This is a genomic window from Stenotrophomonas sp. 05L414_2, assembly GCF_056397905.1.
On sequence record NZ_JBFTOJ010000005.1, the window covers coordinates 22,599 to 49,280 of the forward strand.

33 protein-coding genes and 1 tRNA gene are annotated in these 26,682 nt (G+C 65.3%); 4 read left to right on the forward strand and 30 right to left on the reverse strand.

All coding sequences use genetic code 11. The annotated features are described in order from the left end of the window. Positions 1-490 precede the first annotated feature (490 nt). The 3 genes from AC1DJN_RS01660 to AC1DJN_RS01670 all read right to left on the reverse strand — a co-directional run bounded on the left by AC1DJN_RS01660 (position 491) and on the right by AC1DJN_RS01670 (position 1,621). Positions 491-955, reverse strand: a complete 465-nt coding sequence (locus AC1DJN_RS01660) for a GNAT family N-acetyltransferase (protein WP_088100675.1) — start codon at positions 953-955, stop codon at positions 491-493. Between the two features lie 45 nt (positions 956-1,000). After that, a tRNA-Ser gene (locus AC1DJN_RS01665) sits at positions 1,001-1,105 on the reverse strand. 9 nt (positions 1,106-1,114) lie between these two features. Then, the gene (locus tag AC1DJN_RS01670; protein WP_442251212.1) at positions 1,115-1,621 is read right to left on the reverse strand and encodes a hypothetical protein; all 507 of its coding nucleotides are present in this window, start codon (positions 1,619-1,621) and stop codon (positions 1,115-1,117) included. Positions 1,622-1,731: 110 nt separating this feature from the next. Here AC1DJN_RS01670 and AC1DJN_RS01675 point away from each other — a divergent pair, with 110 nt between their 5' ends. Then, on the forward strand, positions 1,732-2,397 hold the full coding sequence (locus AC1DJN_RS01675) for an SOS response-associated peptidase (RefSeq protein WP_478038655.1): 666 nt from the start codon (positions 1,732-1,734) through the stop codon (positions 2,395-2,397). 11 nt (positions 2,398-2,408) lie between these two features. On the opposite strand, the gene AC1DJN_RS01680 is transcribed toward AC1DJN_RS01675, so the two are convergent. The 8 genes from AC1DJN_RS01680 to AC1DJN_RS01715 are packed head-to-tail and all read right to left on the reverse strand — an operon-like array spanning position 2,409 to position 6,175. After that, entirely contained in the window at positions 2,409-3,119 is a 711-nt protein-coding gene (locus AC1DJN_RS01680) for a hypothetical protein (protein ID WP_442251214.1), read from the reverse strand. Continuing rightward, positions 3,116-3,739, reverse strand: coding sequence for a hypothetical protein (locus AC1DJN_RS01685; RefSeq protein ID WP_442251215.1), 624 nt, complete (start codon positions 3,737-3,739; stop codon positions 3,116-3,118). Before AC1DJN_RS01685 ends, AC1DJN_RS01680 begins: the two co-directional genes overlap by 4 nt. After that, positions 3,736-4,491 carry a hypothetical protein gene (locus AC1DJN_RS01690; protein ID WP_478038659.1) on the reverse strand — a complete coding sequence of 252 codons (756 nt, stop codon included), beginning with the start codon at positions 4,489-4,491 and terminating at the stop codon, positions 3,736-3,738. Before AC1DJN_RS01690 ends, AC1DJN_RS01685 begins: the two co-directional genes overlap by 4 nt. Beyond that, complete coding sequence (gene lysC / locus AC1DJN_RS01695) at positions 4,491-4,754, reverse strand: Rz1-like lysis system protein LysC (RefSeq protein WP_313116207.1); 264 nt, start codon at positions 4,752-4,754, stop codon at positions 4,491-4,493. The genes AC1DJN_RS01690 and lysC overlap by 1 nt, the downstream gene beginning before the upstream one ends. After that, positions 4,730-5,134 (reverse strand): hypothetical protein, encoded by a 405-nt coding sequence (locus AC1DJN_RS01700; protein WP_442251217.1) that lies wholly within the window; start codon positions 5,132-5,134, stop codon positions 4,730-4,732. The genes lysC and AC1DJN_RS01700 overlap by 25 nt, the downstream gene beginning before the upstream one ends. Before the next feature lie 23 nt (positions 5,135-5,157). Further along, positions 5,158-5,373 carry a DUF7940 domain-containing protein gene (locus AC1DJN_RS01705; RefSeq protein WP_442251218.1) on the reverse strand — a complete coding sequence of 72 codons (216 nt, stop codon included), beginning with the start codon at positions 5,371-5,373 and terminating at the stop codon, positions 5,158-5,160. Then, on the reverse strand, positions 5,370-5,687 hold the full coding sequence (locus AC1DJN_RS01710) for a hypothetical protein (protein WP_313249547.1): 318 nt from the start codon (positions 5,685-5,687) through the stop codon (positions 5,370-5,372). The genes AC1DJN_RS01705 and AC1DJN_RS01710 overlap by 4 nt, the downstream gene beginning before the upstream one ends. Next, on the reverse strand, positions 5,684-6,175 hold the full coding sequence (locus tag AC1DJN_RS01715) for a glycoside hydrolase family 24 protein (protein WP_478038661.1): 492 nt from the start codon (positions 6,173-6,175) through the stop codon (positions 5,684-5,686). The genes AC1DJN_RS01710 and AC1DJN_RS01715 overlap by 4 nt, the downstream gene beginning before the upstream one ends. 176 nt (positions 6,176-6,351) lie before the next feature. On the opposite strand from AC1DJN_RS01715, the gene AC1DJN_RS01720 reads away from it, so the two are divergent. The 3 genes from AC1DJN_RS01720 to AC1DJN_RS01730 are packed head-to-tail and all read left to right on the forward strand — an operon-like array spanning position 6,352 to position 7,822. Continuing rightward, on the forward strand, positions 6,352-7,125 hold the full coding sequence (locus AC1DJN_RS01720) for a hypothetical protein (protein ID WP_442251220.1): 774 nt from the start codon (positions 6,352-6,354) through the stop codon (positions 7,123-7,125). Then, positions 7,122-7,628: a hypothetical protein gene (locus tag AC1DJN_RS01725; RefSeq protein WP_442251221.1), complete on the forward strand. Its 507-nt coding sequence runs from the start codon at positions 7,122-7,124 to the stop codon at positions 7,626-7,628. Before AC1DJN_RS01720 ends, AC1DJN_RS01725 begins: the two co-directional genes overlap by 4 nt. Before the next feature lie 8 nt (positions 7,629-7,636). Beyond that, the gene (locus tag AC1DJN_RS01730; protein ID WP_442251222.1) at positions 7,637-7,822 is read left to right on the forward strand and encodes a hypothetical protein; all 186 of its coding nucleotides are present in this window, start codon (positions 7,637-7,639) and stop codon (positions 7,820-7,822) included. On the opposite strand, the gene AC1DJN_RS01735 is transcribed toward AC1DJN_RS01730, so the two are convergent. From AC1DJN_RS01735 to AC1DJN_RS01825, 19 genes are all read right to left on the reverse strand, one after another. Next, entirely contained in the window at positions 7,791-9,989 is a 2,199-nt protein-coding gene (locus tag AC1DJN_RS01735) for a hypothetical protein (RefSeq protein WP_442251223.1), read from the reverse strand. The two genes, AC1DJN_RS01730 and AC1DJN_RS01735, sit on opposite strands and share 32 nt — an antisense overlap. Positions 9,990-10,144: 155 nt before the next feature. Continuing rightward, the gene (locus AC1DJN_RS01740) at positions 10,145-11,302 is read right to left on the reverse strand and encodes a hypothetical protein (RefSeq protein WP_442251224.1); all 1,158 of its coding nucleotides are present in this window, start codon (positions 11,300-11,302) and stop codon (positions 10,145-10,147) included. Next, the gene (locus tag AC1DJN_RS01745; RefSeq protein WP_478038663.1) at positions 11,302-11,952 is read right to left on the reverse strand and encodes a hypothetical protein; all 651 of its coding nucleotides are present in this window, start codon (positions 11,950-11,952) and stop codon (positions 11,302-11,304) included. Before AC1DJN_RS01745 ends, AC1DJN_RS01740 begins: the two co-directional genes overlap by 1 nt. 3 nt (positions 11,953-11,955) lie before the next feature. Beyond that, complete coding sequence (locus AC1DJN_RS01750) at positions 11,956-12,666, reverse strand: hypothetical protein (RefSeq protein ID WP_442251226.1); 711 nt, start codon at positions 12,664-12,666, stop codon at positions 11,956-11,958. Then, positions 12,666-13,154: a hypothetical protein gene (locus tag AC1DJN_RS01755; RefSeq protein ID WP_442251227.1), complete on the reverse strand. Its 489-nt coding sequence runs from the start codon at positions 13,152-13,154 to the stop codon at positions 12,666-12,668. The genes AC1DJN_RS01750 and AC1DJN_RS01755 overlap by 1 nt, the downstream gene beginning before the upstream one ends. After that, the gene (locus tag AC1DJN_RS01760; protein WP_442251228.1) at positions 13,151-13,639 is read right to left on the reverse strand and encodes a hypothetical protein; all 489 of its coding nucleotides are present in this window, start codon (positions 13,637-13,639) and stop codon (positions 13,151-13,153) included. The genes AC1DJN_RS01755 and AC1DJN_RS01760 overlap by 4 nt, the downstream gene beginning before the upstream one ends. Further along, positions 13,639-14,214: a hypothetical protein gene (locus AC1DJN_RS01765; RefSeq protein ID WP_478038665.1), complete on the reverse strand. Its 576-nt coding sequence runs from the start codon at positions 14,212-14,214 to the stop codon at positions 13,639-13,641. The genes AC1DJN_RS01760 and AC1DJN_RS01765 overlap by 1 nt, the downstream gene beginning before the upstream one ends. Then, entirely contained in the window at positions 14,211-15,176 is a 966-nt protein-coding gene (locus AC1DJN_RS01770) for a hypothetical protein (protein WP_478038667.1), read from the reverse strand. The genes AC1DJN_RS01765 and AC1DJN_RS01770 overlap by 4 nt, the downstream gene beginning before the upstream one ends. Then, entirely contained in the window at positions 15,173-17,164 is a 1,992-nt protein-coding gene (locus AC1DJN_RS01775; RefSeq protein ID WP_442251231.1) for a hypothetical protein, read from the reverse strand. The genes AC1DJN_RS01770 and AC1DJN_RS01775 overlap by 4 nt, the downstream gene beginning before the upstream one ends. Then, complete coding sequence (locus AC1DJN_RS01780; protein WP_478038669.1) at positions 17,164-17,967, reverse strand: hypothetical protein; 804 nt, start codon at positions 17,965-17,967, stop codon at positions 17,164-17,166. Before AC1DJN_RS01780 ends, AC1DJN_RS01775 begins: the two co-directional genes overlap by 1 nt. Continuing rightward, the gene (locus AC1DJN_RS01785) at positions 17,964-18,710 is read right to left on the reverse strand and encodes a phage adaptor protein (protein WP_442251233.1); all 747 of its coding nucleotides are present in this window, start codon (positions 18,708-18,710) and stop codon (positions 17,964-17,966) included. Before AC1DJN_RS01785 ends, AC1DJN_RS01780 begins: the two co-directional genes overlap by 4 nt. A 66-nt stretch (positions 18,711-18,776) precedes the next feature. Next, a complete protein-coding gene (locus AC1DJN_RS01790) occupies positions 18,777-19,325 on the reverse strand; it encodes a hypothetical protein (RefSeq protein WP_442251234.1) in 549 nt (182 codons plus the stop codon). A 50-nt stretch (positions 19,326-19,375) separates the two neighbouring features. Beyond that, entirely contained in the window at positions 19,376-19,618 is a 243-nt protein-coding gene (locus AC1DJN_RS01795) for a hypothetical protein (protein ID WP_100449760.1), read from the reverse strand. 79 nt (positions 19,619-19,697) lie between these two features. Next, positions 19,698-20,744, reverse strand: a complete 1,047-nt coding sequence (locus AC1DJN_RS01800) for a phage major capsid protein (protein ID WP_478013529.1) — start codon at positions 20,742-20,744, stop codon at positions 19,698-19,700. A 214-nt stretch (positions 20,745-20,958) separates the two neighbouring features. Continuing rightward, a complete protein-coding gene (locus AC1DJN_RS01805; RefSeq protein WP_478038672.1) occupies positions 20,959-22,116 on the reverse strand; it encodes a hypothetical protein in 1,158 nt (385 codons plus the stop codon). Positions 22,117-22,174: 58 nt separating this feature from the next. Further along, positions 22,175-22,432, reverse strand: coding sequence for an Acb2/Tad1 domain-containing protein (locus AC1DJN_RS01810; protein ID WP_442251237.1), 258 nt, complete (start codon positions 22,430-22,432; stop codon positions 22,175-22,177). A 12-nt stretch (positions 22,433-22,444) separates the two neighbouring features. Beyond that, positions 22,445-24,760, reverse strand: a complete 2,316-nt coding sequence (locus tag AC1DJN_RS01815) for a hypothetical protein (RefSeq protein ID WP_442251238.1) — start codon at positions 24,758-24,760, stop codon at positions 22,445-22,447. 51 nt (positions 24,761-24,811) lie between these two features. After that, a complete protein-coding gene (locus AC1DJN_RS01820; protein WP_442251239.1) occupies positions 24,812-26,332 on the reverse strand; it encodes a hypothetical protein in 1,521 nt (506 codons plus the stop codon). Positions 26,333-26,444: 112 nt separating this feature from the next. After that, positions 26,445-26,682 (reverse strand): DUF2280 domain-containing protein (locus AC1DJN_RS01825; protein WP_478038674.1); only part of this gene is annotated, 238 nt, incomplete at its 5' end.

Here is a 26,682-nt window from a genome sequence, read left to right on the forward strand (position 1 = left end):
CACAATACAAACAATTGTGTGATGTGCGTCACGTTTATGTTTGCCAAATCTGGCGCCGGCCCCACGAACACAGTTGTAGCAACCGACCCCCGGGGCCTCGTGCACGGATCCGGCAGCCGCACCGCCCTTTCCGGCAATTCGTCACGCATTTTCGGAGCCGGAGCGACGCGTCCGGCGTGGGGCGCACACAGAAAAACCGCCGGGCCATGGGCTACCGGCGGGAGCTGAAGTGGAAGGGGGATCGCGCCGCGCTTGGCGGCAGCCAGGCTTCTACCAGGGGACGAAGAGCAGGATCAGCACGATCACCAGCAACACGGCGGCGACGGTCAGCAGCACGTTGCGCTGGCGCCAGGAAGGCTTGGGGGTGCCGGGGGTATTCATGGGGGCGCTCCTAGGCAACCGATGGGGACGGCACCAGACTGCCGAGTCCGCTTGCAGCAGCGCGTGCACAGGATGTGCAGCGGGAGTGCAGAGCCCTGCCCTTTCCCGCTCAGGTTGTACGGCAGGCCATGAACAGCAGCTCCGGCGTGGAGGCGTCTTCGCTGGCGACGAAGCCGAGGTCGCGGTACAGCGCCACGGCCGCCTGATTGTCCCTATAGACCTTCAACGTCAGCTGCATCGCAGCGGTGCGGCGAACGGCTTCGGCGCACAGCGCCGTCATCAACACCCGGCCAAGACCACGGCCGCGTGCCTGCGGCGACACGATGATGCGCCCGAGGTGCGTGCTGCCAAGTGTTGTCTGCCAATACTGGCCGAAGCCCAGGCAGGTGCCGTCGGCATCCTGCAGTGTCCAGCCTGGACGCGAAGGCAACGCCAATGCAGCGGCGAAGGCTTCGGCAGGCAAGGGGAAGGGAACGCCGGGACCTGCCCAGCGCAGGGTCGCCTCAGGTGAGTCGAGCCAGCCGGCAACAACGGCAAACTGCGAAGGCTGGACRGGCTGCAGGACGTAATCCATGGCGCCGGCGCTGTTGCGGGCGCGCGTCGATGCGCCCGACGTGGATGGTGACCCCGGCCCGATTCGAACGGGCGACCTTCCCCTTAGGAGGGGGATTTCATCGCTAGTTCAATCAAAGGCTTACGAAGTGGATGGGACCAGCTTGGGGCCATTTTACTATCAGACCCCGCGCCGTAGGTCCCGCAGTGCTGCCCTTACTCGCGTCTTCTGTGGGTCCTTCGCCCTGGGCTTCGTCGCCGGCGGACGGATTGGCGCCAGCGCTTCCTTGACCCGCTCGAGATCGTTCGTCACGGCCTCGGCGAGTCGCCGGGCCTGTTGCTGTTGCTCTCGGGTCGGCGGCAGGCCGGGCAGCGGTTCAAGCGGTTCTGCTGGCGTGGCATCCAGCATCCGGGCCACGGCCGCGCGAAGGCGCATCTCCGGGTAGAGCCTTGCCGCGCACCACCGTTCGGCATAGCGCTTTCCCTGAGCGATGCTGGCGGCCGGGGCTTCCTTGATCTGCCACATCTTCCTGGCATCCAGACGCACGCGCACAGCACCATCCTTGCCGCATCTGACGTTGGCGATCTGTCGACCGCCCCACCACAACACCCAGCTCTCCCCCATCTGGACCCAGCCTGACGGGATCGGGGCGGTGCGGAAACCTTGGTAGCCGTGCGAGGGAAGCATGCCCGGAAGGATACGGCCGGCGGTCGCAAAGGCTGCGACAAGGGATCGTTCACCGACTGAACTGTTCGGGATCACGCGCCGGGCACGGCCGTCCGGGCTACGCTCCGGCCATGTGCGGCCGATTCGTCCAGCTCCCCGTTGTCGACTTTGGCCAGCCGGGCCTGGCTGACCTTGCCCCCGGCCTGGCGGAGATCCAGCCCAGCTTCAACCTCGCGCCCACGYAGCGAGCGTCGGTGATTCTGGACCGCGGCGAAGGCCGGCAGGTCACCCGCCTGGCGTGGGGCCTGCTGCCGTTCTGGGCGAAGGCCAAGGGCCTGCAGGGCTCGACCATCAACGCCCGGATCGAGACGGTGGCCACCAAACCGGCCTTCCGATCGGCGTTCAAGAAGCGCCGGTGTGTGATCCCCATGGCCGGCTACTACGAGTGGTCGGTGAGCCCAGAGGACGGGAAGAAAGATCCATGGTTCATCCACGCTACCGGGCCGCTGCTGGCCGCCGGCCTGTGGGAGGACACCAGCCCGCTCCTGCCCGACGGCAACCTCGGCACCTTCACCATCATCACCGGCGACAGCAGCGGCGTATCGGCCGACATCCACGACCGCATGCCGGTGTGGCTGCAGGCCAGCCAGATCGATGAGTGGATGGCCGCCAGCCCGGACGATGCCATGGCCATGCTGCTGGCCAGCGAGACCCCGGCCATGGAGGCCTACCGCGTCAGCCGCGCGGTGAACACGCCGCGGAACAACCGCGAGGATCTGCTGCAGGCCGTGGCCTGAGACTCAGGTCGCTACAGGAACGCCAGCACTTCATCCGGTCGCACCAAGCCGACCGCGCCCTCTGTGTGCAGCCCTTCAACGAAAATCAGTTCGGTCATCGCAGCCACAGCGGAAAACTCGGACGCTAGGCTCGGCGGAGCGGCGGTGTCCTCCCTGGCAGCCCAAAGCTGGATTTTCAGCGTATTGAACGCGCCCGCTTTTGCCAGCTTGATCGGGTTGCGCCCCAATCCGTTGCCCGCGGGATTGTAGGCGCCACCGTAGGCCGAATTGATGTGGGGGGCGAAGGCCGGGAGGGTATATGTGAAATCGAGATCCACGACCGGCAAGACCCCGACCACAGCGCTCACCTTGCCCAGGTTGTTGCTCGCCCACACGAGCCCGACCACCGCTCCCATTGACTGGGCCAGAAGCGCCACCTTCGTGACGCCTGGAAACAGCCCAGTGGCGTAGGCATAGGCGCTRTTCATTCGTGCTTGGGACACCGAATTGCCCCAGGTATTTGCGCCCCCGAGCTGCGGCGCGATGACCGTCAGCCCGCTGTTCACCAGCGCCTCCAGCAGCGCAGCGCGTTGCGGAATGGCGAGCAGCTCTGTACCAGTCGCGTCGTTTGCAGCGTGGCAATAGATCAGAACCTGGCCATAGCGAGCCCCCCTTGGGTTCCCCGCAAGCACCACGTCGTACTCGGAAGCCGCGTATCTGCCAAGCCCACAGTTGGAGATCATGAGCTGCGCACCGTCATATATGGGCGATCAGCAGGAAGCGAATAGAGTGTCGAAGTGCCCGATCCGATGCTCTGAAACTCGATTGCGACCGAGTGGGTACTGCCCGGGGTCAGCCCGGAAACAGGCACACAGCGCGAGCCCGTGGTGAAGCCGCCAACCGAGGCGCAGATGATCTGCCCAACCACTGCACCGTCCAGCTTGATCATGAAGTAGGGGTAGTTCGAAGTTGACGCAGCGCTGTTGTCGAAGGTGCCGCCGAACTCGATAGAGACGACGCTTTCCCCGGCGGTGAACGTCGCAGATAGGCCTGGAATATCCCCGGTTGCACCTGGTGCGCGCACCACGTTTGACGAGATCGTGGCGAGCGCAAGCACCTTCCCGCCTGGCATCAGCACCCACGCCGATGCACTCGAGCGGTACAGCTCGCCAGTATCCGTCGACTCGTAGATGGTGCCGGCCGGCACAGCGCTGTATGCCGGCCGCGAAAGGTAGCCGCCAGAAAGGACGGGGGGCGCCGCGTGCAGGTACTGATTTGCGATCTGGTCGCCGGTTTCGAACTCGGCTAGCGCGGTCGCTGCGCCGGAGGCAATCACGGCTTTGACAGGGATGCGGTCGGTCATGGGGTCACCGGGATGTTGGATGCCGCCCCGCTCGCAAGGAAGAACGGCAGCTCATTGGCTCCGGTCAGCGGGATGTAGCTTGCGCCGGTCTGGAGAATGAAAGGGAATTTCGGGGCGCCACTCGAGGCCGAAATGATCGGGCGCCGCGGATCGGTGTTGTCCACCGTGACGTTTGTGCCCGGGCGGACCTCCTGCACGGCGGTGTCGGCCTTCCCGAGCGAAGTCAGGACCTCAGCGGCAAGCGACAGCGTCGGCAGGCCAGCTGCCGCCGTCCCGTTGGCCACATTGATCTGCGTGGCGGTGCCGGTGATTGTCGCCGGCCGGCTGCCGGTCTTCCGGCCCTTCGCATCGAAGGTCGTCGCCAACAGGACGCCGGAGCCGCTGTCGGGCACGTCGGCCAGGCCGATGGCTGGGTCGCCGGCTTCACCAGCGGGATTACTGATCGTGATCCCCGCGCCCTGCTGGAGCGTGCGGGTCGACCATTCGCCGTCGCYGCGGCGCACCGCGAAGCCAGAAGTGGCCAACGCTGCCAGCTTCTGGATGTTCAGCGGCACTTCGCGGATCAGGCGCCAGATCGTGGATGCAATGCTGTTTGGGCCACTTGGGTTCGTACCAGCCAAGCCTTCACGGGTGAGCAGCCGACCCTGCTCATCAAGCAGGTTGACGCCGAGCTGCGCGCCCTTCGTCGCCTCCGGGTCGACCTCAACGAAGCCGCGGGGATTCTGGTGGAGCGGGACGCGGCGCTTGGCCATTACCGCCCCAGTGCGCGGATCTCGCCCATGCGCGTGTTGCAGTCCTGCAGGGCGAGCAGGTTGGCGTTGTAGGCGCTGACCACCGCCTCGACGGTGCGCGAGTTGGCACGCGTGGCCGTACACGGCTGGGTGAGCCGATCATCGACCGGAACCAGCTTCTCCACGGTCACATAGACCTTCTCCGGCATGGCCGGCTTCTCGGGTTTGTGCGCGCAGGCGGCCAGCAGCAGCGAGGCGATCAGAGCAAGGGAATGGCATCGCACAATGGCTGCTCCAGTTGCGCCCGGCATCCGGGCTGGGTCTTGGCGGCCTGCAGCGCCTTCTCGGCGGCACTGGCCCGGCGCTGACTCTCGGCCGCTGCTGCTTGGGCGCGATCTGCAGCGGCAGCGGCGGCCGCCTTCTGACGAGCCGCCTCATCAATCGATGCCTGGGTCTGGCGGTTCACGTCCTGCAGCAGCTGGCCGCAGGCATTGGCCGCGCGTAGGTTCTCGGCAGCCTCAGCGCGGGCCGCGTCCGTCTGCTTGGCTGCGCCGGCCAGCTCGGACTGATTCTTTTCCGCCTGCCGATCCTTGCCATGGTTGCAGCCTGCGACGAACAGGCCTCCGGCAAGCGCCACCCACAGGCCAGCGCGGATCAGGCCCACGTAGGGGCGGATCGGGTCAGGGATCAGCACAGCGGCTTCCTCCGCGACAACACGCGGGCGATGACGCCCAGCGCGCCGAGTGCACGGATGCTCCACTTCGCCGGGTCGGGCAGCTCATCCATCCAGCCCATGGCCGCGATCGCGTCGTAGATGTCCGGGAACAGGGTGATCAGTCCGAACACCCACACCGATGCCAGTTTCCAGGCCTTGCGCCAGTTGTCGATCAGCTGCAGCTTCACTTCAGCCCCCTGAGCTGCTTCAGCTCGCGGATGTCCTGCTTGTTCTGCTCGACCTGCACGGCCTGCTTGGCCAGTTCGAGCTTCAGCGCCGGCACGTCCGCCAGCTGYGTGTTGAAGGTCTGCAGCTGCTGCTGCACGGTGGCCATCTGCTGGTTTGTGACCTGCTGCTGGGTCAGTACCGCCTGCATCGAACTGATCAGCCAGTAGCCGCCGGCGACCATGAAGCTGGCGAAGGCGCCCACGATCCATTTTTCGACCGGGCCAAGCGAAATACGGGTGCGGCCGTCCTGGCTCGGCTGGGCTTCCATGGTCATGCGGCCMCGCCTACCTTGCCGCCAGCCTTCTGGAACACCGAGCGGAGCTTTTCCAGGCTCTGCTCGTGCTGGCCATAGCCGGCGCCAGGCAGGCTGGCCCACTCCTTCGAGCAGAGCGCCACAGCGCGATCAAACTGGCCAGCCTTGACCGCGTCCAGCGCGCGCCGCCCCCGGATCAGTTCAATGCACGCCTTGTCCTGGCTCAGCGGGCCGAAGTTGGGCAGGCCCAGCTGCTTCTGCAGCACACCCCACGTCCGCGACAGGAACTGGTACCGGCCTGCCGCGGTGGACGCCAGCTTCGGGTTCAGCCGGACCAGCTTGGCCGGGTGCTTGCTGAGGTCGGTGAACAGGCCGCCGCCAACCAGCACGTCATAGCCGTGGTTCTTCGTGGGCTGGCGCCCGTTATCGGTCCCCTCGGACCAGGCCAGCATGTCCAAGAACGCCACGACGTTCCGGCCGCCGGCCTCCTGTGCTGTGATTTGCGCCATACCGCCGCCCCCGTGTGTGTTGGGGCCATGCTGCCGGGCTGGGCCGGGGCTTCAACGGACGGGTGCAACTACATGTTGTGGCAGCGACTGCCGGCCATAACTACCGAGAGTGCCCTGCCCATTCACTATAGCCCCGGGCAAAATCGGCGGTGTTCCTGTCCCTTCTGAAGCGRCAGATGCTCCGATATGATGGCGTCATGGACAGGAAGCCGCTCCGCCTCATAGTTGAAGACGAAATCGACGGAAAGCCGATTTCTCTTGATTGCGTTCCATTGAGCCTCTTGCGAGAGTTCGCCAAGGAAGCCGAGCAGTTTTTGCGCGGCTCCGAAGCCGAATCTGCCGATGATGAGATTGTGGTCAAGGTGGAAACGGGATCACTCGCCGTTGAGGAGATCCACCCCAGCCAAGACAGCGCATATCGCGATGTTGTTTTGCTGGAGGCGTCGAACGACGTCGCAAACATCGATCAGGTGCGTGCAAGCATCGTGCTCAAATGGCAGCGCAAGGCTCAGGCCAAGAGTACTCGCAGATACGGGATAACCGACGGGGTGAGTGTCGTGTGGGTGAATCACAACACATCTTATTTCGCCAGTGACCACAGCATGTGGCTGCCCGTTACCAGAAAGATAGTTGGCGAAATTCAGGATATGGGGGGCGCCAGAAAGGCGAACATTCATATCGCGACCAGGAACGGGATTCTTGTCGTTGCTGCCGATCAAAAGATCCTCGCCGAGGAAAAGGACAACCGTCTCTACAAGAAGGTCCTGATCTCAATCGCAGCCGAGGAGAACACCGCTACCGGTGAGCTGAGACACCCGCGCCTCATCAGATTCGAGAGCTATGCACCAAGCAGCCAGTCTGAGTCGATGGAGAGAATGAAGAGTGTGGGTTCAGACGTTTGGAAGGACGTTGACGCAGTTGACTGGGTTAGGAGGAATCGCGAAGGATGAGTACTCGCAAAGGACTGCTGATTGACACTTCCGCACTGATCGCTTTCGTACAGCCGCTAGACGTGCATCACGACCAAGCTACGGCCTACATCGAAGCAGCCATCAGGGATGACGTGCCCCTGTACATATCGTCGCTCACTTTGGCGGAATTCTGTGGCCGCCAAGATCTTTCAAACATTGACACTGACACTTTCATTCCAGTTGGGTTTGAGGCTCCGGAAGGAGTCCTTTCCGCAAAATTCGATAGCCAGCTCAAACGCGACACTGGCGACGATCGTGTGGCGTTGAAGGTCGATGTGATGCTAATTGCTCATGCTGAGCGACTTGGCGTAAGCGGGATTCTGACCTGCGACTCCGCGTCGTTAGCGAAGTACTGCACCCGGCTCAATGCAGCGGGACTGTGCCAAGTGCTTCCGATCGTGACGAGTGAACCTTTCGTTCCCGCTAAAGTTCACGACCCTTCAATTCGAAGCCTCTTCCATTCAAGCGGCTCTAGCCATTAGGAACAGCCATGACCGACTGGAAGAACACCGAATACGGCATCCCGAAGACCTGGAAGGAAATCGAGGAGGAGCGTATCGACGCTGAGCTGGCGAAGAAGAGTGCAAGCCCGGCCGGCATTCTCTCCCTAATCGCGTTGATGACAGTCCTCCTAGCCGGATGCGTCATCGGCCTTCTGTGGATGATCCTGCGCTGATATCAGCAGCTACCTGATCTGCCAGCTCGGCCACTTCCGGGTCACGACTCCGTTCCGCAATACCGCGCAGCACCTGAAGCTGCGAGATCAGCTCGCCAGTAGGCTTTTCTGAGGTTCGCGCCAGCCAATTTACGTACTTCGGTGAGGTCATGAACCTTGCGGTGGCGTTGGCGATCCCCGATCCAAGCAATGAACCGCTCAGAGTTAGGAAAGCCGCTCCTGCGTTCCCCATCGCCAGTGCCGTACCAGCGCCGGCGCCGGTGGTCGCAATCTGACCGATCAGCGCCTCACGCCCAGCCGTTCCAGATGGATTGGCGAACACCTTCGAACCCTCCCGGATACGAGAAGTGGCCTTGGCGATCGTCTCCATGTTCCTGGTGAACTCCGGGCCATAGCTGCCGAACAGCACCTTGCGCGCCTCCGGGCTGGTGTTCGCCCAGTTCGTCAGGAAGGTGTTCATCGAGAACACGCTGTTCTCGCTGTCCTGCTGACCGGGAACGGCGCGACCCATGCGCCGGATGAAGGCCGAGGTGACCATCTTCTTTTCGTTCTCGGGCAGCGTCTGCATGATCGACCGGATGCGCGTCGGGCCATCTTTCGCGCCGCTGACGGCAGCCAAGTACGCCGCCTCTCCATCCTTCTTGCCGATGATGTTGTCGATGTTCTCCAGCTGGTCAACGTAGCGCGAGTGGTACTGGTTGGCGCTCGTCAGTGCCTCCGCCGCCTTCGGGTTGCCGGTGGCTTTCACGGCCTCCTCCATGTCCCTGCTCAGCGCCGCATACACCGGGCGCCACATGCTGCGTGGCACGTCGCTGCCGAAGTTGGCGTTGTCGATCTCGCGACCGACCAGCGACCGCAGCTTCTGCAGCGCTTCATACGGGAGCCGGTTGTCGGTCATGTTGCCCAAGGTGGTCATGACGTTCTGCTCGATCTGGTCCGCCGTCGGAACCGGCTCCATCACCGTCATTCCGAGCGACTTGCGGCGGGCATTCTCCATCTCGACCGATCGCGCCTGCGCCTGCAGATAGTTGCGGTAGGCATCGGCCTGCTCTTGCATGCCGGGCTGGGTAAGCAGTGCCTGCACGCCCTGCGTGTCATCGATCAGCCCACCCTCAATGCTGCCAAGGCGCGCATTCTGGAACAGGCGCGAGGTAGATGGCGCGCCAGGGATAGCCTGATTCAGCTCCCTCAGAGCCGCCTGCACATTGGAAATATCCACGCGCGAGTCCTGCGGGATCAGCTCATCCAGAGCCTGATAGAGCGCATTGCTTTCGGCACGTGATGCTTCCTTGAACCCACCCGGCCCTGCGATTCCCTGCCGAATCGCGAGGCCTGCCATTTCAGGGTCCACGGCCTGACCACCCGGAGCCAGCGAGGATGCGATCTCATCGATGCGGTTGCCGAACTGGCCAGCTTGCCGCTGCGCGAATCGATCGATCACACCAGCAGAGCCGGGAATGCTACCCAGCAGCGTTTCGGTTGCCTGCAGGACGCGATTGCCCGTGGCCTGGCCCATGCTCGGTTGCACGCCCGCCTCAGCAAATTCGCCGAGCGTCTGCCGGACCTGTTCGGGGTCACTGCCACGCAGGGCACGGCGCGTCAGGTTTTGGGCACCGGCGGACAGCGCGCCGCTTGTCGGCAGCCTCGGGATTGCGCCTGGAGCGAGACCGCCGGCCAGGCTGGCAAGGATCTGCGCGCCAGCACCACCACCGGCCTCGCGCGTGCCGCTGGCTGCAGCAGAGCCGCCGAGGGTGCTGGCGACCTGCAGCGCAGGCTGTGCGGTGAGGAAAGCCCCTGCCCTCTCTCCCAGTGTGGGAGCGAGAGACGCCACGGGCCGGCCGGCGGTCAGCGCCGCACCACCGCCCAGCGTGAGGCCGGTACCGGTCAGAGCTTCGCCAACGTCGCCGAGCACGCGATCGCCAGCAGTCTGCGCCTTGGGCAGCCCGAGCGTGTCGCCAAGCGCTGCAGCGTTGTCGCGGAAGCTGTCCACGGGCCGGCCGGTGACCTTGGTCTCCAGCGCGCCGAGGGCGTCGCCGCCGACAGCGCCAAGCAGGCTGCCGATGCCTTGCAGCACCGAGCGCGCACCGAACGCCAGATCGCGAGGAATGCCGGCCCTCCAGCCGTCGGCCTGCCGGCCATCTGCCGTGCTGTCGACGGTGGCCTCCACCCCGGAGAAATCCGGAGGCAACGCCTGGACCGTGCCAAGCGTAGGGACGTCCTGGTACTCCGTCCAAGGCCCCACCTCCTCCGCAGGCTGCGGAACGCGCGGACTGGGCTTGGCCTGCAGCTGCTGATACTCCTCCCAGGGCAAAGGGCCAGCCATCAGATCTTCTCCCACGCATTACGATCGGCGGGGTTCCCGCCGCGGAAGCGGTAGCCATTGCGCACGGCGCCAGGTGCTGGGCCGCCAGTTGCTGGAAGGCCCGGACCGCGCGGAGCTGCCGGCGGAGGTGCATCACCCAACGTGCCAGATGCATCGGCACTCATCCCCTGCAACTCCTGCACAAAGTCCTTCAGCTGCTTCAGCGTCCGCGCATTGACCCCCGGCGCATTGGACAGCGACGGGTACTGCAGCGCAGCGATCCTCGCCTCCAAATCCGACTGCGAGCCGACGCCGGGAACCCGGGTCATGGCGAGCATCGAGTTCTGGATCGCGCCAACCGCCGCGTCCAGCTCTTGGCCGGCCTCGGTATTTCGAACCAGGTACTGATCAACCGGCCCGGTGTCCACGAACGCGCCGCCCAGGTTGCCGAGGGCTGACTCGATTCGGGCGAGACCACGATTGACGTTACCAAGCTGTGCAGTCTTGGTCGCATTGGCCTGCTGCGCCTTCATTTCCGCAGCGCTGGGAGGCTTGGCAGATCCACGCGGCGGATCACCGAGCGTTCCGCCATTACGCTGATCAGCGTACTTGGCCGCATCCAACCCCATGGCCTGCCGGGTACGCGCTGCGGTCGCATAGCTGGACGCGGCAGATGCATTGCGCTGACCGATCGACGCCTCACCAAGCGGCGTGACATTGAGGTTCTGGTTCGGCTGGGCGTAGGGGTTGAACGCAACATCGCCGGAGATCTTTGTCATCTCCAGCGGCTTCGTGGTGAGGCCAAGTGAGGCAGCGCCCGCCCCCCCAAGATCGCCGCTGGTGGCGCGATCGTAGACGGCTTGGCGCATGATCGCGTCTTGACCATCACCGAGCGTTTTCAGGCTCACTTCTGGGTTAGACAGCAACGCTGCGGTGAGAAACTCGTTCCGCGCGCCGAGATCGCCACCCAGCACTCGGCCAAGCAAATCTGGGTCATCGATGACCTGCCGCTTAGCCACGTTCTGCTCGCCGAGCACCGCCTTCGAGCGCGCCTGCCGGGCCTCCTGCAGCGCCTGCTCGACCTGGTACTGCCGGCCAAGCTGGTTGGTGTAGGTGTCCTGGGTGCTACCGAACAGCGCGCTGCCGAGCGCCTGCCCGGCCTGGTATGGATTGGCCATCAGGCAGTCCCCATGGTGAGCGGGTCGTAGGTCCCGTAGTAGTTGGCGCCGAGGCGCGGCGCAGCAGCGGCGAACCCGCCACCACCGCCGGCGGCCATTGCGCCACCCGCAGAAGTGGCCAGGCCGGCAAGCAGATCAACCTCCGGCCGGCGACGGATGCCGCGCAGGCGCAACTGGTCGATCAGCTRCTGCCCGCGGCTCTCACGTGCGGCCATGTCGATGTCGGTCGCCAGCTTGCCGTAGCCGAAGGCCTCGCCCTGGCGCTGCAGCTGCGGTGCATCGATACGCGACAGCAGCCCGGCAGTGGTCGCCGCCGCGTTGTCGGCACCGGTGCGCGCTGCGCCCGCATCGGCTTGGAAGGTGGCACTGCCGATCGGCGACTCCAGGCCCGCCACCGCCTGCTTGCGGCCTCGCTGCAGCGTCTGCATGTACTGGCCGAGCCGTTCATTGCGCGCAGCGTCTGCCGTGCTGGTTTCCAGCTGCGCGATCTCGTCATTCACCCGGCGATCGGTGTCCTGCTGCCGGCGCGACTGATTCAGCAGGCCTTGGGCCGTGGCCTCGTCCTGCTTCTTGATGACCCGATCGTTCTCCGACTGCTGCGCCAACGTGCCGGCGGCCATCAGTGCAATGGGGATGATTGCCTGTCCCATGATTTATCCGCCGTATGCGGCACCGCCGCCGTAGAGGTTGAAGTTCGCATCCCGGTTCGCCTGACGTCGTGCCGCTTCCTCACGGCGAGACTTCACGAAGCCGCCGATGGTGGCGAACTGGTCGCCCAGCTGGTCCGCCGATGCCTGAGACCGGGCGTTCTCGAAGTTGGAGCGCAGCCCTGCCGCTGCCTGCGATGCCGCAGTGGTCGAGTCGAGCCCGGAGGTTGCGAGCTGGATCAGGCGCGCACGCGCGTCCTGGTCCGCCGCCTCCAGCTGTGCGCCAGCGCCCTGCGCTCGGCCCTCGACGTTGAGCAGACCCCGGTTGTACTCGTCGCCAAGGCGCCGGTTCTGGTCCACGTTGACGCTGCCGCCGGACAGGCCGCCGCGTGCCAGCGCGAACTTCAGCTCGCGGGTCGCATCAGTGTTCTGCCGATTCAAGTCGTCCGTAAGGCGCGACCGCGTAGCCGACACGAAGTCGGCGATATCGCGGGTACGGCGCGGGTTGTCGAATACCTGATTGATCCGGCCCTGCGACTCGCGGATCCGCTCCTGGCGTTCCATCTCCATGCGCGCGGCGATATCCGCCGCCGACTCGCCCTGCTTCGCCGTCTTGGTCAGGCCCAGCGGGTCGAGGAACTTCCCCGCGCCCGACTTCTGGACCAGGCCCGTCGGGTCTGCCCAGTTGCCCTTGCCGATATTGCCGCCGCCGGCCATCAGCCCGCCTCCTTGGTGCGTGCGAACAGGACCGCATCGGCGCCATTGGCGCAGTAGCGGCTCAGGGTTGCCTCACGGCGGTAGCCGAGCGAGCGCTCGTACCATTCGAAGGTCTTGTCGCGGCCGGCCAGGCCGTAGAGCTGCAGGCGGTGCACCTCGGGGCGCGCCAGCATCCGGTCGTTGAGCTTCCGCGTGACGCGGGTGATGTGCCACCAGTGTTTATCCCAGCCGTCCATGGTCCCGAGCTGCCAACCCTCCCATACGCCAGGGCGGACCTGCCAGAATCCACCGGCCACCACCGGCGTGTAGTCGGCCAGGATGACGAACTTCGGGCCATGCACAGCAGCCATTTTCAGAATGGCCTGCTCCGGGTCGTACTCGGTCAGCCCCGTCATGGCCAGATCCTGCTCGATCTCGTCCGGGCGCATGTTCCGCGCCAAGTAGACCAGCTCCTCGATCATCACCTGGTTGTGGACAGTGATGGTCATGGCCCATTCCCGAAATCGAAGAAGCTCAGGGACGCCTGCGTCAGCGCCCACTTCTGCCCCGGCGCGAAGTCGACGCGCAGGCTGAAGGTTGGCGCCGACAGCGGGAACGGGATCACGCCGCCGGGCAGTGTGTCCGCATCGACCGTGTACGGCTCGGTGAACGCAGCGACATTGCGCTGGTCGTAGCCGATGCTGATGCTGGGCGTGCCCTGGCTCACGATGTCGAAACCCTCCATCATCTTGGTGACGCTCGGCGTCCCGAAGTCCAGCCACGGCCACCAGACCGTGCCACCGAACGGGATCGACTCGCCGCCAACGTCGTCGCCCAAGGCAAAATCGCTGACTGCGCTGATTTCATCCCCGTGCCGGATATAGAGATCATTCCCCAGTTGCGCGAAGGCATCCACGGAGAATGGGAACAGGTAGCGGCTCCAGGCGCCCTGCTTGCCCGAGCGCATCGTGTAGACGAACACCGTCGACTGCATCACGCACCTCYGAAGCCGAACTGGAGCCGGCCACCCGTAGACATGCAGAGCGTGGCCAGGCCGCCGCAGGGGGGATTGGCACTCAGCAGGTACTCGGTCTGGTATCGGTCACGCTGCTGGCGGTAGTAGAGCGCCCCAGCGCGCAGGTAGCCGAGAATCACGTCGGAATTGCTGGTCTGGGTCGGCCGCTTGTCGTCCAGCGTCAGGCGCGGGTTGATCATCCCCGCAAAGGACGTGAACACCATCCCAGGCACCGAACTGTCATACCACCACAGCCACGCCAGGCCCGACTGCACGAACGCGATGGCCGGCTGCATGTTCTGGTCGAAGGCCAGCGCCACCGATGTGATGCCCGGCCGGATGAACGCCGGTTGCTCGTTCCCGCCGTCCGGCCCCAGGTACACCACGTCGCCGTCCACGCGAACACGCCACAGCTTCACCCGCAGGCCCTGCGACGCATCGTTCAGCGCCACGCCGCCCATCTCGAAGTCGATCAGCGGCTGTAGCGTCGAGTTGACCCGCTCGACGTTCGGCGCGGGTACCGGGGTGGTGGAGAGGCCGCCAGCGGGGATCATGGGGTGTAGCGCCCCCAGCTCATGCGTACGGTGAAAGTTGCGACCGTCTGGCTGTTCTTGGGCAGCTTCGGAGTCAGCCCCCATGCCCATACACCGAACATCCTCTGAGCGCCGGATGGGYCACCCGTAGCAAAGAAGCACCCGACTCCACCCACAACGTTCGCGTCATTCAATCCGCAGTCGAAACGGAAGGAGCGCGAGTAGCTGCCCGTGACATAGGTGAGCGCGGCAAGCGCGCCAGCCGGAACGGGATTTGTGATCGACGAGTTCTGGGCAGGAAGCGTGTCCGCAACGTTTGGGCTCGTACTGCTTTCACCAGTCGTACGTGGGCCAATTTCATAGCCCACATTACGGTACCAGCAGTCGTCATAGGCAGCAGCCGTCAGGGGGCGCGCAATCCAGCTATAGCTGACGGAGGCAATCGTGATGGTGCCAGTCGCGTCGGCCAGCGTGGGGTAGAGCCGGAGCTCGTAGGTAACATCTAGCACCTCATCCGAAAGAATGGTGATAGTCGTAGGGCTACCGCCGCCGTCCAGAATGAGCGCCCTGCTGAACAACGAGCCCGTCCCCGCCGGGGCCACGCCGACCTCGGCGAGCGTTCCCGCAGCAGCCCCTGCGGCGAATCGAACGGTTCGGCGACGCCACCCGTAGAAGGTGCCGGTTCGATTGACGCCCTCGGCTACGTCCTGCTGGGTGTTGCTCGCCGCCACCTGGGCCACCAATGCGGTATCGGTGAAGGCCGGGGCCGTGTTCCCCGAGCCAACACGACAGAACGTGTAGACATAGGTGGAGCCAGTGGTACCGAAGAAGTCCAGCCCCGCATTCGTGATCAGGTTCGGGAACCAGTCGGCGGCAACGCGACGGGTGCCTGGGATCTCATCGCCATTTGCATCAACGCGATGGGCCTCGATCTTGAACCAGCCGGCATACCCTGAGTGGGCCGTCAGTACGTTTTCGCTCATGTCAGAGTGCCTCCTACGACACTGGAAGACAGCCCGACCGCCTCGGGCGCCATATTGGTGGTTATCAGTGTTTGCTTCAGCGTGCCGGCTTCAACGGCGGACAACAGCTGGACACCTTCTGGGCCCATGGCATAGGTCCGGAGAATGTCGCGCAGCGTGCCGGATTCCACGGCGCTGGCCAGCGCCAGACTCTCCGTGGTGCTGAAGGTCTGCAGCAGGCTGCGAAGGGTTCCGCTCTCCACCGCCGACGCCAACGCAACCGCCTCAGTCGGGACCTCGTAAGCATGGAAAATGTTCCGCAGCGTCGCGTCCACTACATCGGACGCAAGGCCTACGGCATCGATACCGCCGTCGACGGGATAGAGGCGGGTCGTCAGGTACTTGAAGAATCCATCGCTGCCGGTGCGGTCCTCAGTCAGCTCGGCCGTGTCACCGAGCGCGTCCGTGGCACGCACCGTCCAGAGGGCATCGCCACCGTTGGCGATCTCCCCCGTGACCAAACCGCTGCCATCCATCGACAGGCCGGCGGGCAACTCGCCATCCACGATCTCGATCTGATACGGGGGCAACCCCCCGGCGATGACGTAGGCGTAGTTGATCGTGTCGCCACAGCCGCTTGCGGGCAGCCGGCCGTACACGCCAAGCACCGGCGGCGGGTAATTCGGGAAGGCCAGCATGTACTGGCCGGCGCCAGGGTAGTAGGTCGCCAGCGGCGGCGTGTTGTTGCGGTCGGCGTACAGCATCGCCTGCTGTATCAACACATCGATGGGGGCGCCGATGTCGCCGGCGGCCAGGTTCTCGGCTGCGTTGGCGATGCCAACCGAGCGAACGCCCTGTTGCGAGAGGTAGACCAGATCGTTGGCCACCGGTGCAGCGGCCTTCTGCCAGATCGAGCCGATGCCATCCATCTGGTCCAGGATCGCCATCGATGCCGGATCCGGGTCCACCTGCCAGTTCTGGAAGCTGCTCGCATTGAGCGCGACCAGATTGGCGCGGTACTGCTGCAGCACCGCCATGTTGTTCGCGTTGGCCTGCTGCAAGCCGGTAGGCAGGTAGCCGGCATCATCGACCGTCGACCAGTCCAGAGGGTTGGCCGTGGCGCTGAAGCGCACGATGTCCTTGTCAGCAGCGAACACCTTGCTGGCGACGATGGCCACCACCTTGCTGTTCGGGCACTTTTCGTCCTCTACCCGGCGCGAGATCGCCTTCCAGTTGATCGTGCCGTCTTGGACCATCGCGCCGATTTCGGTCGGCCAGACGGGCTCAGTCGCCCCGCTCACGTAGCGAGGCGCAGCGGTCCAGGTCACGCGGCTGGTTGTGACCGCCTCCCAGATCACCTCGTTGTCGACCACCTGCTGGCCGAGGATGCCCGGCCACGCCGGCTCGCTGCTGCCCGAAGTCCCAGATTCGGTCTGGACGGCCTTGTAGACCAGGCCTTCTGGCAGTCCTGCAACCGCACCGGTGATGACCAGGTTGTCGCCGAAGATCTCGTGATCGTGGTCGGCTACCGAGGTCAGGTGAATCGCCGCCTTTGCGTAGGCCGCCGAAGCCGGCGCTGTGCTGGTAACCGTGGACGCATGCCAAGCGCCGCGCGATCCGCTATCGACCACGTTGCCCTTGTCGGTCTGCAGCAGGGTGTTCAGCGCGTCATACCAGCGGATTTCGGTCCAGCCGGCGGTTGCGCCTGCTACCGATGCGCCCTGGTCGATCATGGACGTTGCGGTCAGCGTTCCGCCAGGCGGTGCAACCAGCATCGTGTTGTTGAGCGCTACGCCATCGGGCTTGTCGCCCGGCAGCTGCACGCACTTGGGGCTTCCATAGCCGTGCGTGGTCGAAAGCGAGGCGTCGCCGGAGAACGTCCAGCCCACAGCCCCTTCTTCGAAGTAGCCGTTGGCGACCTGCGGATTGTTCGGCGCCGGCTGCGTGATCGGCTGCACTAGATCCCCGGGCAGGTAGAGCTTGCCGGCCTGCCAGAACGGTGCGGCCATTACTCAATCTCCCTGTTGAGGTTGCGCCATGGGCTGCTGCCACCGCCAACGCTTCCATAGCGCTCGGTCACGTCAGGCGGGAGCTGATTGCCCGACTGCTCGCCTGGAACCGGCGTGGGATTGGCCACATCGCTGTCTTCGAACACGGTTGCGCCCGGCGAAGTTGGCCAGGTCGGCTCGATCGCACCGGACCGCGGCGCAGGGCCGAACACGTCGGTGACCGTGTAGTAGTAGCCGTTGTCGACCGTGGGCACGACCTTGTCCCCGACAGCGCGCGCGATGTTGCGCACCCATACGGCGAACTGCTCGGTGCCGCTGTCCAGCTGGTAGGCGATGCCGTTCGGGTCAGTCGGAGTGACCAGCGCGCCGGGCAGATAGACCTTGCCCGGCTCCCACGTCGTGCCGCGCTGCAGCCAGTAGTGGAACACGTCGCCATTGACGAATTCGGGGACCACGTACAGGTAGCCGAGGTATGGCCCGGCGAAGTGGATTTCTTTGATCGGCAGATCGGCCGTGCTCGGGTGTTTCAGCACCTCGCACTCCACGCYGGGCGTGCTGGCCGGGATGGTCTGCGGCTCGTGACTGAAGACGATCAGCTTGCCGTCGTATGCGCACATTCCCTTGGTGGCGCCAGTCGGCAAGGTGGCCTTGTTCTTGGTGCCGGGGCGCGACCGCGAGACACCGGCCTGATCTACATAGCCGTTCACTAGATCGTAGAGCGTGCTCGGGTCCGCCCCGCCCTTCACCCGCAGACGGTTGATACCGCCCTTGGCCGCGTTGAGGGTGACGATACGGCCGGTCACGGGAACGGCACCTCAGGGCGCGGCGGGACATACACGCCCTGCCCCGTCGGCGGACCTGGGATGTACCGCGCCGTGGCATGCGTGCCGGCCACCAGGTTGGAGATCATCACCTCCAGCTGCTGGATGTAGGTCTGCGCGTCCGGCTGCCGATAGTGTTGCTTGCCGTTGGCCAGCGCCAGCAGGAACACGATCTCGCTGTCGATCGTGGTTTTGTCCGCGTCCTCGGTGAACCGGTTGAGGTCGAACTTGCCCTTGATGACCAGATTGCCCAGCGTCTCGTCGGGCGCCGGCCAGATCTCAATGCAGTTGCGGAATTCGTAGCGCTGCGGAAGGCCCGTCAGCTCGCTGGTGGTGTAGCTGCGCGGGTTGATGCCCTGGTGCATCTCGGCCCAGACGCCGTCGCGCTCGCGGCCTACCCATGTCACCTGCCGCGGGTCGAGCGTCGCCGGGCAGTTCTGCGGCCCGTTCTTCTCGTCGTTGTCGGGGTAGTCGTACAGGCGCTGGCCAGCCGTCAGCGGCCAGGAAAACCAGCGCTCGTTGCGGAACTCACCAGTGGGCCGGCGAAACAGCGCCTTCTGCGCGCTCTGCAGAAGATCGTTCAGCAGCTCCTTCATGCCCGGCGGCGGATTGTTCGCCTGCGCGGCGAAGCCCAGCCGGATCATCAGCCGCTTGCGCAGCTCTGCCAGCGTGGCATTGCCGTCGGTGCTGGAACAGGCGCACTGGATGCCGTCGGTGATGCTCATGGGAGCCCTCTTGTGGAGACGGGCCGGGTTTCCCCAGCCCGTCGGGTTACCGCGTGGTGCTGTCGATCAGCCGCCCAGGGTGCCGGCGCCAGCCTGCGCGGCGTCGTACAGCGCCTGCAGTTCGGCCTTCGGCGCGTTGCCCTTGTGCTCGATGCCCAGGCGGGTCAGCTCCTCGCGCAGCTCGGCATGCGTCAGCTCGGGCTGGTCGTCGTCGGCATCGTCCTCGTGCGCCGGACGGCTCAGGCTGGTGGCGGCAGTCGGGCGCGGCGGCAGACGGCTCTCAATCACAGCCTCGGACTGCTTGACGAAGGTGTCCTTGCCCAGATCCATCTTCAGCTCCGACGCCACGTCACGGGCACCGCGCGGGAAGACTTGGTCCACCACCGAGCGATACTTGTCGCTGTACTTCGTGTACAGGCGCTGCAGCTCTTGGGTGGCGTTGTTGGGCAGTTCGAACGCGAAGTAGTCGTCATCGACCACGACCACGTTGTCCTCGCCGTGGATCAGCTCCAGGATCGGCAGCTCGTGCTTCGGGAACGAGTCGGAGATCGTGACGTACTCGCTGCGCTGGATCGTCGCCTGGACTACCGGGACGATGATGGTGTCCTTGCTCATGTTCCCTCCTCGGGAATAGGTGAGCGGCCCCATGAAGAGGCCGCAAAAGGTCAGCCAGCCGCCATGTAGACGGTGCCTGCAGCGGACAACTTGATCCACTGCGGAAGGTTCTGGACCTCGGTCTGCCCGTTGGCAGCCAGAGTGGCCAGCGTGGTGTAGGTGCCGGTCTCGGTATCGGAGCCCTGCAACGTTGCCGCGGTGTCGGCGAAGTTCGAGAAGGTGGCGCTGCCGCCGCGCAGGAACGGGCTGTTGCCGGTCTTGAAGGCGGTGTTGGTGATCGGGGTGGACTTCATGGGGTTGGCTCCTGTAGCCGGATGGATTTCCCATGAGCGCCCGGCCGAAGCCGGGACACTCGGATCAGGCCAGGCCCGATCAGGCGATGGACAGCACGGCGTGCACGTTGCGCTTCTTCGCGGTCATGCCGTACTTGTTGGTCTGGGCGTAGTAGGTCACGTAGCGGTCCGGCAGCTTTTCCGGCTTGCGCTTCTTCATCCAGTGGCCCTTCAGCGGGCGGAACTTGATGAAGTTGCGGTTGAGCAGGTAGCAGCGCTTGGTCCACGGGTAGGTGATCGCGCCCAGGCGAGCGTCCAGCAGTTCGAAGGTCGGGTCCCAGATCAGCTCGATGCCCTTGTAGAACACGCGGGTGATCGAGGGGTCCATGCCGGTGCCGCCCTGCTGGTTGACGATGATCTGACGGTCAACCTTCGTGGTGGTCTCGTCCTTGTAGGCGTTGAGGAAGGCCTGGCCGCAGCGGATGTCGGTCGGCATGGCACCGCCGTAGCGGATACAGGCATCCCACATGGCATCCAGCGCGGCCACGATGCCACCAGAGGCGATGGCCATGCTGGCGTTGTTGCGCCAGTAGGTGCTGGTGCTGGCGTTGATGCCGCCGACGATGTCGCCGGTGCCCGGAGTGGTCGAAACGATGTGGTCCAGGCCAGGCACAGCCTTGGCCGACTGGGAGCCGTTCTGCAGGGTTTCCAGCGCCAGGCCTTCCTGCAGGCCATTTTTCATGGCGGTCCAGCTCGACTGCAGCAGGTTGACCAGCTGCTCCTTCTCGGAAGAGGAGGGGACGGCCACGCCGGCGTCATCGATGTTGATGCCGGCCGCGATCAGGCGGTCTTCATCGAACCAGAAGCCCTCGTGGTTGCTGTAGTACTGGAACTTGGCGAAGCGGTTCGGGTCGCGCTCGTTGTAGGTGACCTGGTCGGCACCGCTGTAGTTCTGGTAGTTGCTGTCGTTCGAGATGACCAGCTTCTCGTTGAAGATGCCGTTCCCGAAGTAGGACACCTCCTTGCTGCTGACGAACAGGTCCAGGGTGGTGTGAGCGATGTTGATCTGGTCGATCGGGTCGTTGGTCGCGTAGGACTCGAGCGAGTAGTTCGCGCCCTGCGCGATCTGCGCGGTGGTGAACGGCATGAGGGTGTCCTCGAAGGGGAATGGGGTTGTTGCGTTCCATCCACGTTCGAGGGGGGCGAGGCCTCTTACTGCCCTACCGGGCGCGACTCCGGCGTACTGCATGCGTGGCGCGGTTGTCAGCCGCAGGGCCAGATTGCCCGTGTTGCGGGATGCGTCAACGGATACAAGAAACCCCGCCGGAGCGGGGTCTTGTTGCAGCCGATCTGCAGCCGTGTCAGCCCTGGTTGGCCTGTTCGATGCCGTACTCCAGCGCGTCCAGCGGGCTCTTGAAGGCCGTCGGATCCATCGCCGGGCGCGGGCCGCTCGGGCGCATCGGGCCGGGGCGCGGGGTAGCTGGCTGGGCCGGTRCTGCCGGGGGCGCTGCTACTGCCACCGGTGCCTGGATGCGGGCATAGGCCAGCGCAGTCCGCTGCGCCCACTCGCTCGGGTGGAACTGCTCGCGGATCTGGCGAACAGCCTCACTCAGCTGCGGGCGCTTGGCCGCATAGCTGGGGTCCTCCTGCGCCATCTCGGCGTCGAATCGCTTCAGCCAATCGATCCCCCGCTGCTCGGCCTGCTCGGCGGCTTGCTGCGTTTCCTGCTGGTGGCGCTGGACGGTGCCCGTGTACTCGGCACGATCACGCTGGCCGGCGATTTCGATGGCGCGGGCGCGCGGCAGGTCGCCGGCTTCAACCTCGGCGGCAAGGTCCTTGTGATTCGCCAGCGGGTCATGCATGCCCGGAACCTCGCGGCCGAGCATCTTGGCAAGCGGCGCGATCTCCTTGGTGATCATGTCGAAGGCATCGGATGCAGCTTTCAGGTCCCCGCTGGCAGCCCTGGCGATCAGGCCGCCGTAATCCAGGAGCATCCCGTACTGGTCGGAGTTCATCCCCGTTTCCACGACCATCTGGACCATGTCCTCACCGACCTTGGACCGCTGGACGAGCTCGGGCAGCTTGCCCACGTCATCGATGCCGGCCGCCTTCAGCGCGTCGCGGATCGGGGCCAGTTCCTTGACCTCGCTGGCCAGCGTGCGGAAGCGCTCGGCGGTCTTGTCCTTCAGGCCCAGCGAGGCGATCTCCGCCTCGGTCTCTGCGTCCGGCTGGGGCTGCGCATCGGCAGCTGCAGGCGGCTGGCCATCGGCGGGCGGCGCGCCTTCCTGCGGCTGGGCCGGGGGCTGACCGTCAGCGGGCGGCGCAGCGTTCGGGTCGTCTGCCGGCGGCGTGCCAGCATCGGCCGGCGGCATCGTATCGGCCGGGGTCGGCTCGACGGCTGGTGCCTCCTCAGCATCAGCAGCGGCGATGCCTGCGTCCAGCGCAGACAGTGCATCGGTCGTCAGGTCGGTCGGGGTGGTGTCCGGCTCGGTCGCCGGGGTGTCTGCGTCGACGTTCATCAGTTACTCCAGGTTGCGAATACCCGCCAGATGGCGAGCGAGAGGGGGTGGTGGCGCATCAGAAGCTATCCGGCTTGGCCACGGCGCGGGTCAGCGCCATCAGGCCCTGCTGCAAATGGTTCTTGCCGATGGCGATCCAGCGATAGGGCTCTGCATCGCCAGTGCCATGCTCAGCGGTGATACGGACCTGGTTGTCTCCCAGCTTCTTGATCAGTTCGCCAAGTTCGACGCCCTTGGCCTTGATCTCGTTCATCAGGTCAATCTCGACCTGGTCCAGTTCGCGATAACCGGTGATCTTGCGGTGCTGGTTTTCCATGTGTTGCTCCTATCAGGCTTGGATGGGATCGGCGGCAGGCTCGCCGCCAGGAGGTGCTGCGGGAACGGGCGGCTGCTGGCCACCCTGCGGAGGCGGCGCACTGCCGGGCACGGCCTGAGCCGGGGCGGCCTGCTGGCTGCCGTCGTTCTGGGGAATGAGCTGGTCGATGTCGAAGCGCTCGCCGCTGCGCTCTGCGGTCAGACGCATCAGCTGCTCCAGCGAGTCGGCGATGCTGTCGGGCGAGGCGCCGCGCAGCTGGCCAATCTGGGTGATGCCGGTCTGCAGCAGCGGTAGCAGGTTGGCCCAAGACTGCCGCTCCAGCGCGGTGTTCGGCTTGCCCGACGAACCGGCGCGGATCTCGATGCGCACGAACTCGGCCAGGTCGTCCGGCCCCATGTACGGCGGCCAGAACGCGGTCGGCCCGGCGATGAAGCGCACGTCCTCGTCGCTCAGGTACACGCGGGCGATCTGGCAGGTGTATTCGGCCAGCTCGCTGAGCACCGATTCCATGTTGTCGCGCCGGCTGCTGCTGCGCGCCTGGAAGCCCTGCTGCTGGATGTCCGCCTCGGTGGCGGTCTTGGCCGTGTTGATCGAGCCAGTCAGCGCTTCCTGCACGCCCCAGATGCGCTCCAGTTCGGCGAGGATGCGCGTGCGGTCGTACAGCGATGGATCCATCTGCGCATAGGTGATCGGCACCAGCAGGGTGCGCAGGTCGGCGTTCGGCTGGGTCGCCTTGATGGCCACCATCTCGCCGGTATCGGCCTTCGCCAGCTTCTTGGCCTCCTCCTCATCCATCGCACCAGCGTGGAACGCTGTCTTCGGCTTGATGCGCCGGCGGTGCTCCGTCTCGGCCGAGCCGATGCGGTTGTACTCGTCCATCAACTTGGTCGAGCGGCTGACCAGGCTCTGCGGGTGGCGCTGGCCGTCCACCTCCGACGTGCAGATCACGAAATACGGGTAGAACCGGGTCGTGGCCGGCGGGTTGAACGCAGGCTTGACCCAGAACGGAACACCGGTGATCGCGGTCAGAACGGTGTTGCTCTCCGCATCCCAGATCTCGATGCGGCGCACAAAGCACCCGTTGGCGCCGCCGTCGGCATTGGCGGTGTAGGCGTCGGCCTCCTCAGCCGTGGCCGAGTCGCCGGTGAGGCCCACGCTCTCGTTCTTGCCCATGCAGGGCTTGCGCGGCGCATAGCGGGCTGCCTTGCGCAGGATGTTCTCGGCGTTGCCGTCCTTGTCGAACTGCGCGAGGTACGGGCCGTGCTCAGCCAGCGCATCCTCGTAGGATGGGTAGGAAATCTCGGCGTTCCAGGGCGCATCGACGTGATTGGCGATGGTGAAGCCCGGCGCCACCTGGAAGTTCTCTCCCGCCACGTTGTCGATCGCGTAGCCACGGGCCACGACGCGCTCGGCCCCATTCTGGATGGCGGCTAGCTGTCGCTCCAGATCGGCGACCTTGGCCTCCTCGTTGTTGCCGAATACGCCCTTGACCGTATCCCATGCCTGGGCGCCGAAGCCGGCTGTGCCGTCTTCCAGCTCCTGCTGCAGCGCCTTGGCCCGCGCGATGTTCTGCTGCAGGTCGTTGATCGCCGTCTGCGTCTCGGGCGAGATCTCGGTGCGCTCCTGCCACGTCGCCTTCAGCACGCCCGGGCCGATGGTCAGCGAGGACCGGACCCACGGACGGCCGCGGCGCTTCAGCTGCGCGTCCTTCCACATCTGAGTTCCCACAGCCTCCAGCGTCTCGGCGAACTGCTTCATCTCCCGCGAGCGCTTGGCGTACTGCTTGCGCAGCTTCAGCACTTCGTCGCCGACCAGCTTCTCCACCGCACCGGTGGCCAGATAGCTCTCCTGCGCCTGCTGGCCCTGCTGGAACGCCTCTTCCGGGGTGATCCCCTGCGCGGTCATCTGCACGGCGATCTGCCGACCCACCTCAATGGCGTCCTGCTCGGCCTGCTGCTGGATGCCAGCCATGACCTGCTCGTCGGACTCGATGATGTCCCGCAGCTGCTCGGGCGTCGGCATGCGATGCGCCGGGCCGGGCGACACGTCGAAGTCCGGATTGCGGGCGTAAAGGAACGCCTCCTGGATATCGATGTAGGTACCGATCAGGTTCGCGTCGACCAGGAACCCGGAATCCCCTCGCGCCTGGCGCCGGTCCTTTACGTACTGCTGCCGGGCGTCCTTGTCGAACTCGCGGGCCTGCTCGAAGCGCTCCATCCAGCGCCTTACGTCAGCCTGCATGCGGCTGATCTGCTTGGCGCGCGCCGGATCGGGATCAGCGGCGGCCGCGATCCCGGTTTCGAGTGCTGCGATGGGTTGGTCTGCCATGGTCGGGCCGGTGTGCGAACTGCCCCCAAGGTGCCCGGTCTGCCAGAGGCATCAACGGTAGTAGCGTTCCCGCTTTTCCTCGTCGCCGCGGTCTTCCCGCTCCCTCGCTGCGTACCAGGGATCGGTGAACGGCTTGGGCGGCTTGCGCTTGGCCACGGCCGGTTTGGACGCTGGCACCATGTCGGCGATACCACGGCCCAGCAGGCCGCACACGTCCACGCCATCATCGAACCGTGCGCGCGGGAAGTTGACCAGCAGGTCTATCAGCCGCTTCACCAGTGGATTGCCACGCGGGAAGCGCACCCTGCCCTCCTTCACCAGCGCCCGGAACGCCTGGACCTTGGCCACCTTGTCGCCAATGTGCGGCAGGTACTCGTAGTTGGCGAACATGCTGTCCTCCTTCTGCAGGAGGCGCCGCACTGGCTTGACCGCGTTTTCCTGGCCACCGACCTCGCCGAACCACCACAGCGGCTTGTGCTGCCTGATCAAGGACAGCTGGGCCGCGACGCTCTTGTCCAGTTCGACCTGCTGCGCCCACCAGTCCACGATCCACAGCACGCTCAGGCCGTCGGGCCGGGAGCTGCCATCATCCAGCCCCACCACACCATGCTCGGTGTAGTCCGGTTCGGACTTCTTCTCCAGGTCCCGCTCTGTGACCGCGAAGTCGCTCGCGCCGTACTTCTTCAGCCGCGCCGGCAGCTCCTCCGGGTCATACCAGAGGTCATCGAAGTCACTCAGGTTGAACTGGTTGCCCGACTCGGCCTTGGGCCGGCCCTGATACAGACTGGCCCAGGTGCGGGCCTTGGCCTTGTACTGCGCCCAGTGCTCGGGCGAGAACCACTCGGGCCACAGGTACTCGCCGATCTTGCGGCCGAGCGGGTCGTCGGCGCGGTCAGCCTGCGCGGGGATGCACAGAACCTCCCACACTTGGCCATCGCGGCACTGGATCGGGCCGGACTCGCCGTCCCAGTCCTCAGGCAGGATCGAACCGGCCAGGTCTTCGGGGTGCCATCGGGTCTGGATGAGAATGATCGACGCGCCAGGCTTCAAGCGGGTCAGCAGGTCGTCGTCGTAGGCAGCGCGGGTGCTCGCCTGAATCGTCGGACTGTCAGCCTCAGCACGGCCGGCTACCGGGTCATCGATGATGAGGGCATCGGCACGGGCAGAGGTCACGCCGCCCAGGATGCCGGCGGCCAGCAGCCCCGAGTCGTTGGTCAGCTCCCACTCGTCCACCGCGGCGCTGCCATCGCGCAGCATGGTTGGCCGCTCCCAGATCGAGGCGTACTCGGGACTGGAACAAATGGCGCGACACCGCTTGGACGATCGATAGGCCGGCTTGGCCGCGTAGCTCGTGCTGATCACCTTGAAGCCCGGCCACTTGCCCATGGCCCAAGGTGGCGCAACGACACCTGCATAGGTGGACTTGGCCGAGCCTGGCGGCATGAACACCATCAGCCGCCCCATGGGCTTGCGCAGGCATTCCTCCACCTTGTCCAGCAGCAGCTCGTGGTGCTGGGCCAGCGGCAGGCGCTCGGCATCGCCGCACACCCAGCTGCTGGGGTCATCATCCACCGGGGCGCCAGGGATCGGGATCGACAGCGCGAAGGCTTTCAGAGATTCGCGGGAGCGGCGGCGGCGCAGTAGCTCAGCAGCAGCTGCAGCAGGGCTGAGCTTGGCGCGGCCATCAGCCACCGGCGGCGCCCTTGCCTGCCGCAATGGCCAGCAGCTCGGCCTCCGTCATCTCGGTGGCCTTGCGCAGGTCCACGCCGCCTGAGTGCTCGATCTCGCGCCGGTTCGTGTATGCCCCGCCGGTCTCCTTCGCCGCCTGCTCCAGCAGCTGAGCCGCCAGCGCCATGTTCTTCATGCTCTCGGCCTTGGTGGCCATGCGATCGAGGGCTCGCAGCCGGAAAGCTCGATTGGCG

Bases quoted from the DNA above. Each gene is read 5' to 3' on its own strand.
- AC1DJN_RS01725 (WP_442251221.1), top strand. From the start codon at position 7,122: ATGAGTACTCGCAAAGGACTGCTGATTGACACTTCCGCACTGATCGCT.
- AC1DJN_RS01800 (WP_478013529.1), bottom strand. From the start codon at position 20,744: ATGCCGTTCACCACCGCGCAGATCGCGCAGGGCGCGAACTACTCGCTC.
- AC1DJN_RS01750 (WP_442251226.1), bottom strand. From the start codon at position 12,666: ATGGCCGGCGGCGGCAATATCGGCAAGGGCAACTGGGCAGACCCGACG.
- AC1DJN_RS01790 (WP_442251234.1), bottom strand. From the start codon at position 19,325: ATGAGCAAGGACACCATCATCGTCCCGGTAGTCCAGGCGACGATCCAG.
- AC1DJN_RS01740 (WP_442251224.1), bottom strand. From the start codon at position 11,302: ATGGCCAATCCATACCAGGCCGGGCAGGCGCTCGGCAGCGCGCTGTTC.
- AC1DJN_RS01670 (WP_442251212.1), bottom strand. From the start codon at position 1,621: ATGCTTCCCTCGCACGGCTACCAAGGTTTCCGCACCGCCCCGATCCCG.
- AC1DJN_RS01785 (WP_442251233.1), bottom strand. From the start codon at position 18,710: ATGAGCATCACCGACGGCATCCAGTGCGCCTGTTCCAGCACCGACGGC.
- AC1DJN_RS01810 (WP_442251237.1), bottom strand. From the start codon at position 22,432: ATGGAAAACCAGCACCGCAAGATCACCGGTTATCGCGAACTGGACCAG.
- AC1DJN_RS01815 (WP_442251238.1), bottom strand. From the start codon at position 24,760: ATGGCAGACCAACCCATCGCAGCACTCGAAACCGGGATCGCGGCCGCC.
- AC1DJN_RS01755 (WP_442251227.1), bottom strand. From the start codon at position 13,154: ATGACCATCACTGTCCACAACCAGGTGATGATCGAGGAGCTGGTCTAC.
- AC1DJN_RS01775 (WP_442251231.1), bottom strand. From the start codon at position 17,164: ATGGCCGCACCGTTCTGGCAGGCCGGCAAGCTCTACCTGCCCGGGGAT.
- AC1DJN_RS01795 (WP_100449760.1), bottom strand. From the start codon at position 19,618: ATGAAGTCCACCCCGATCACCAACACCGCCTTCAAGACCGGCAACAGC.
- AC1DJN_RS01685 (WP_442251215.1), bottom strand. From the start codon at position 3,739: ATGACCGACCGCATCCCTGTCAAAGCCGTGATTGCCTCCGGCGCAGCG.
- AC1DJN_RS01720 (WP_442251220.1), top strand. From the start codon at position 6,352: ATGCTCCGATATGATGGCGTCATGGACAGGAAGCCGCTCCGCCTCATA.
- AC1DJN_RS01730 (WP_442251222.1), top strand. From the start codon at position 7,637: ATGACCGACTGGAAGAACACCGAATACGGCATCCCGAAGACCTGGAAG.
- AC1DJN_RS01760 (WP_442251228.1), bottom strand. From the start codon at position 13,639: ATGCAGTCGACGGTGTTCGTCTACACGATGCGCTCGGGCAAGCAGGGC.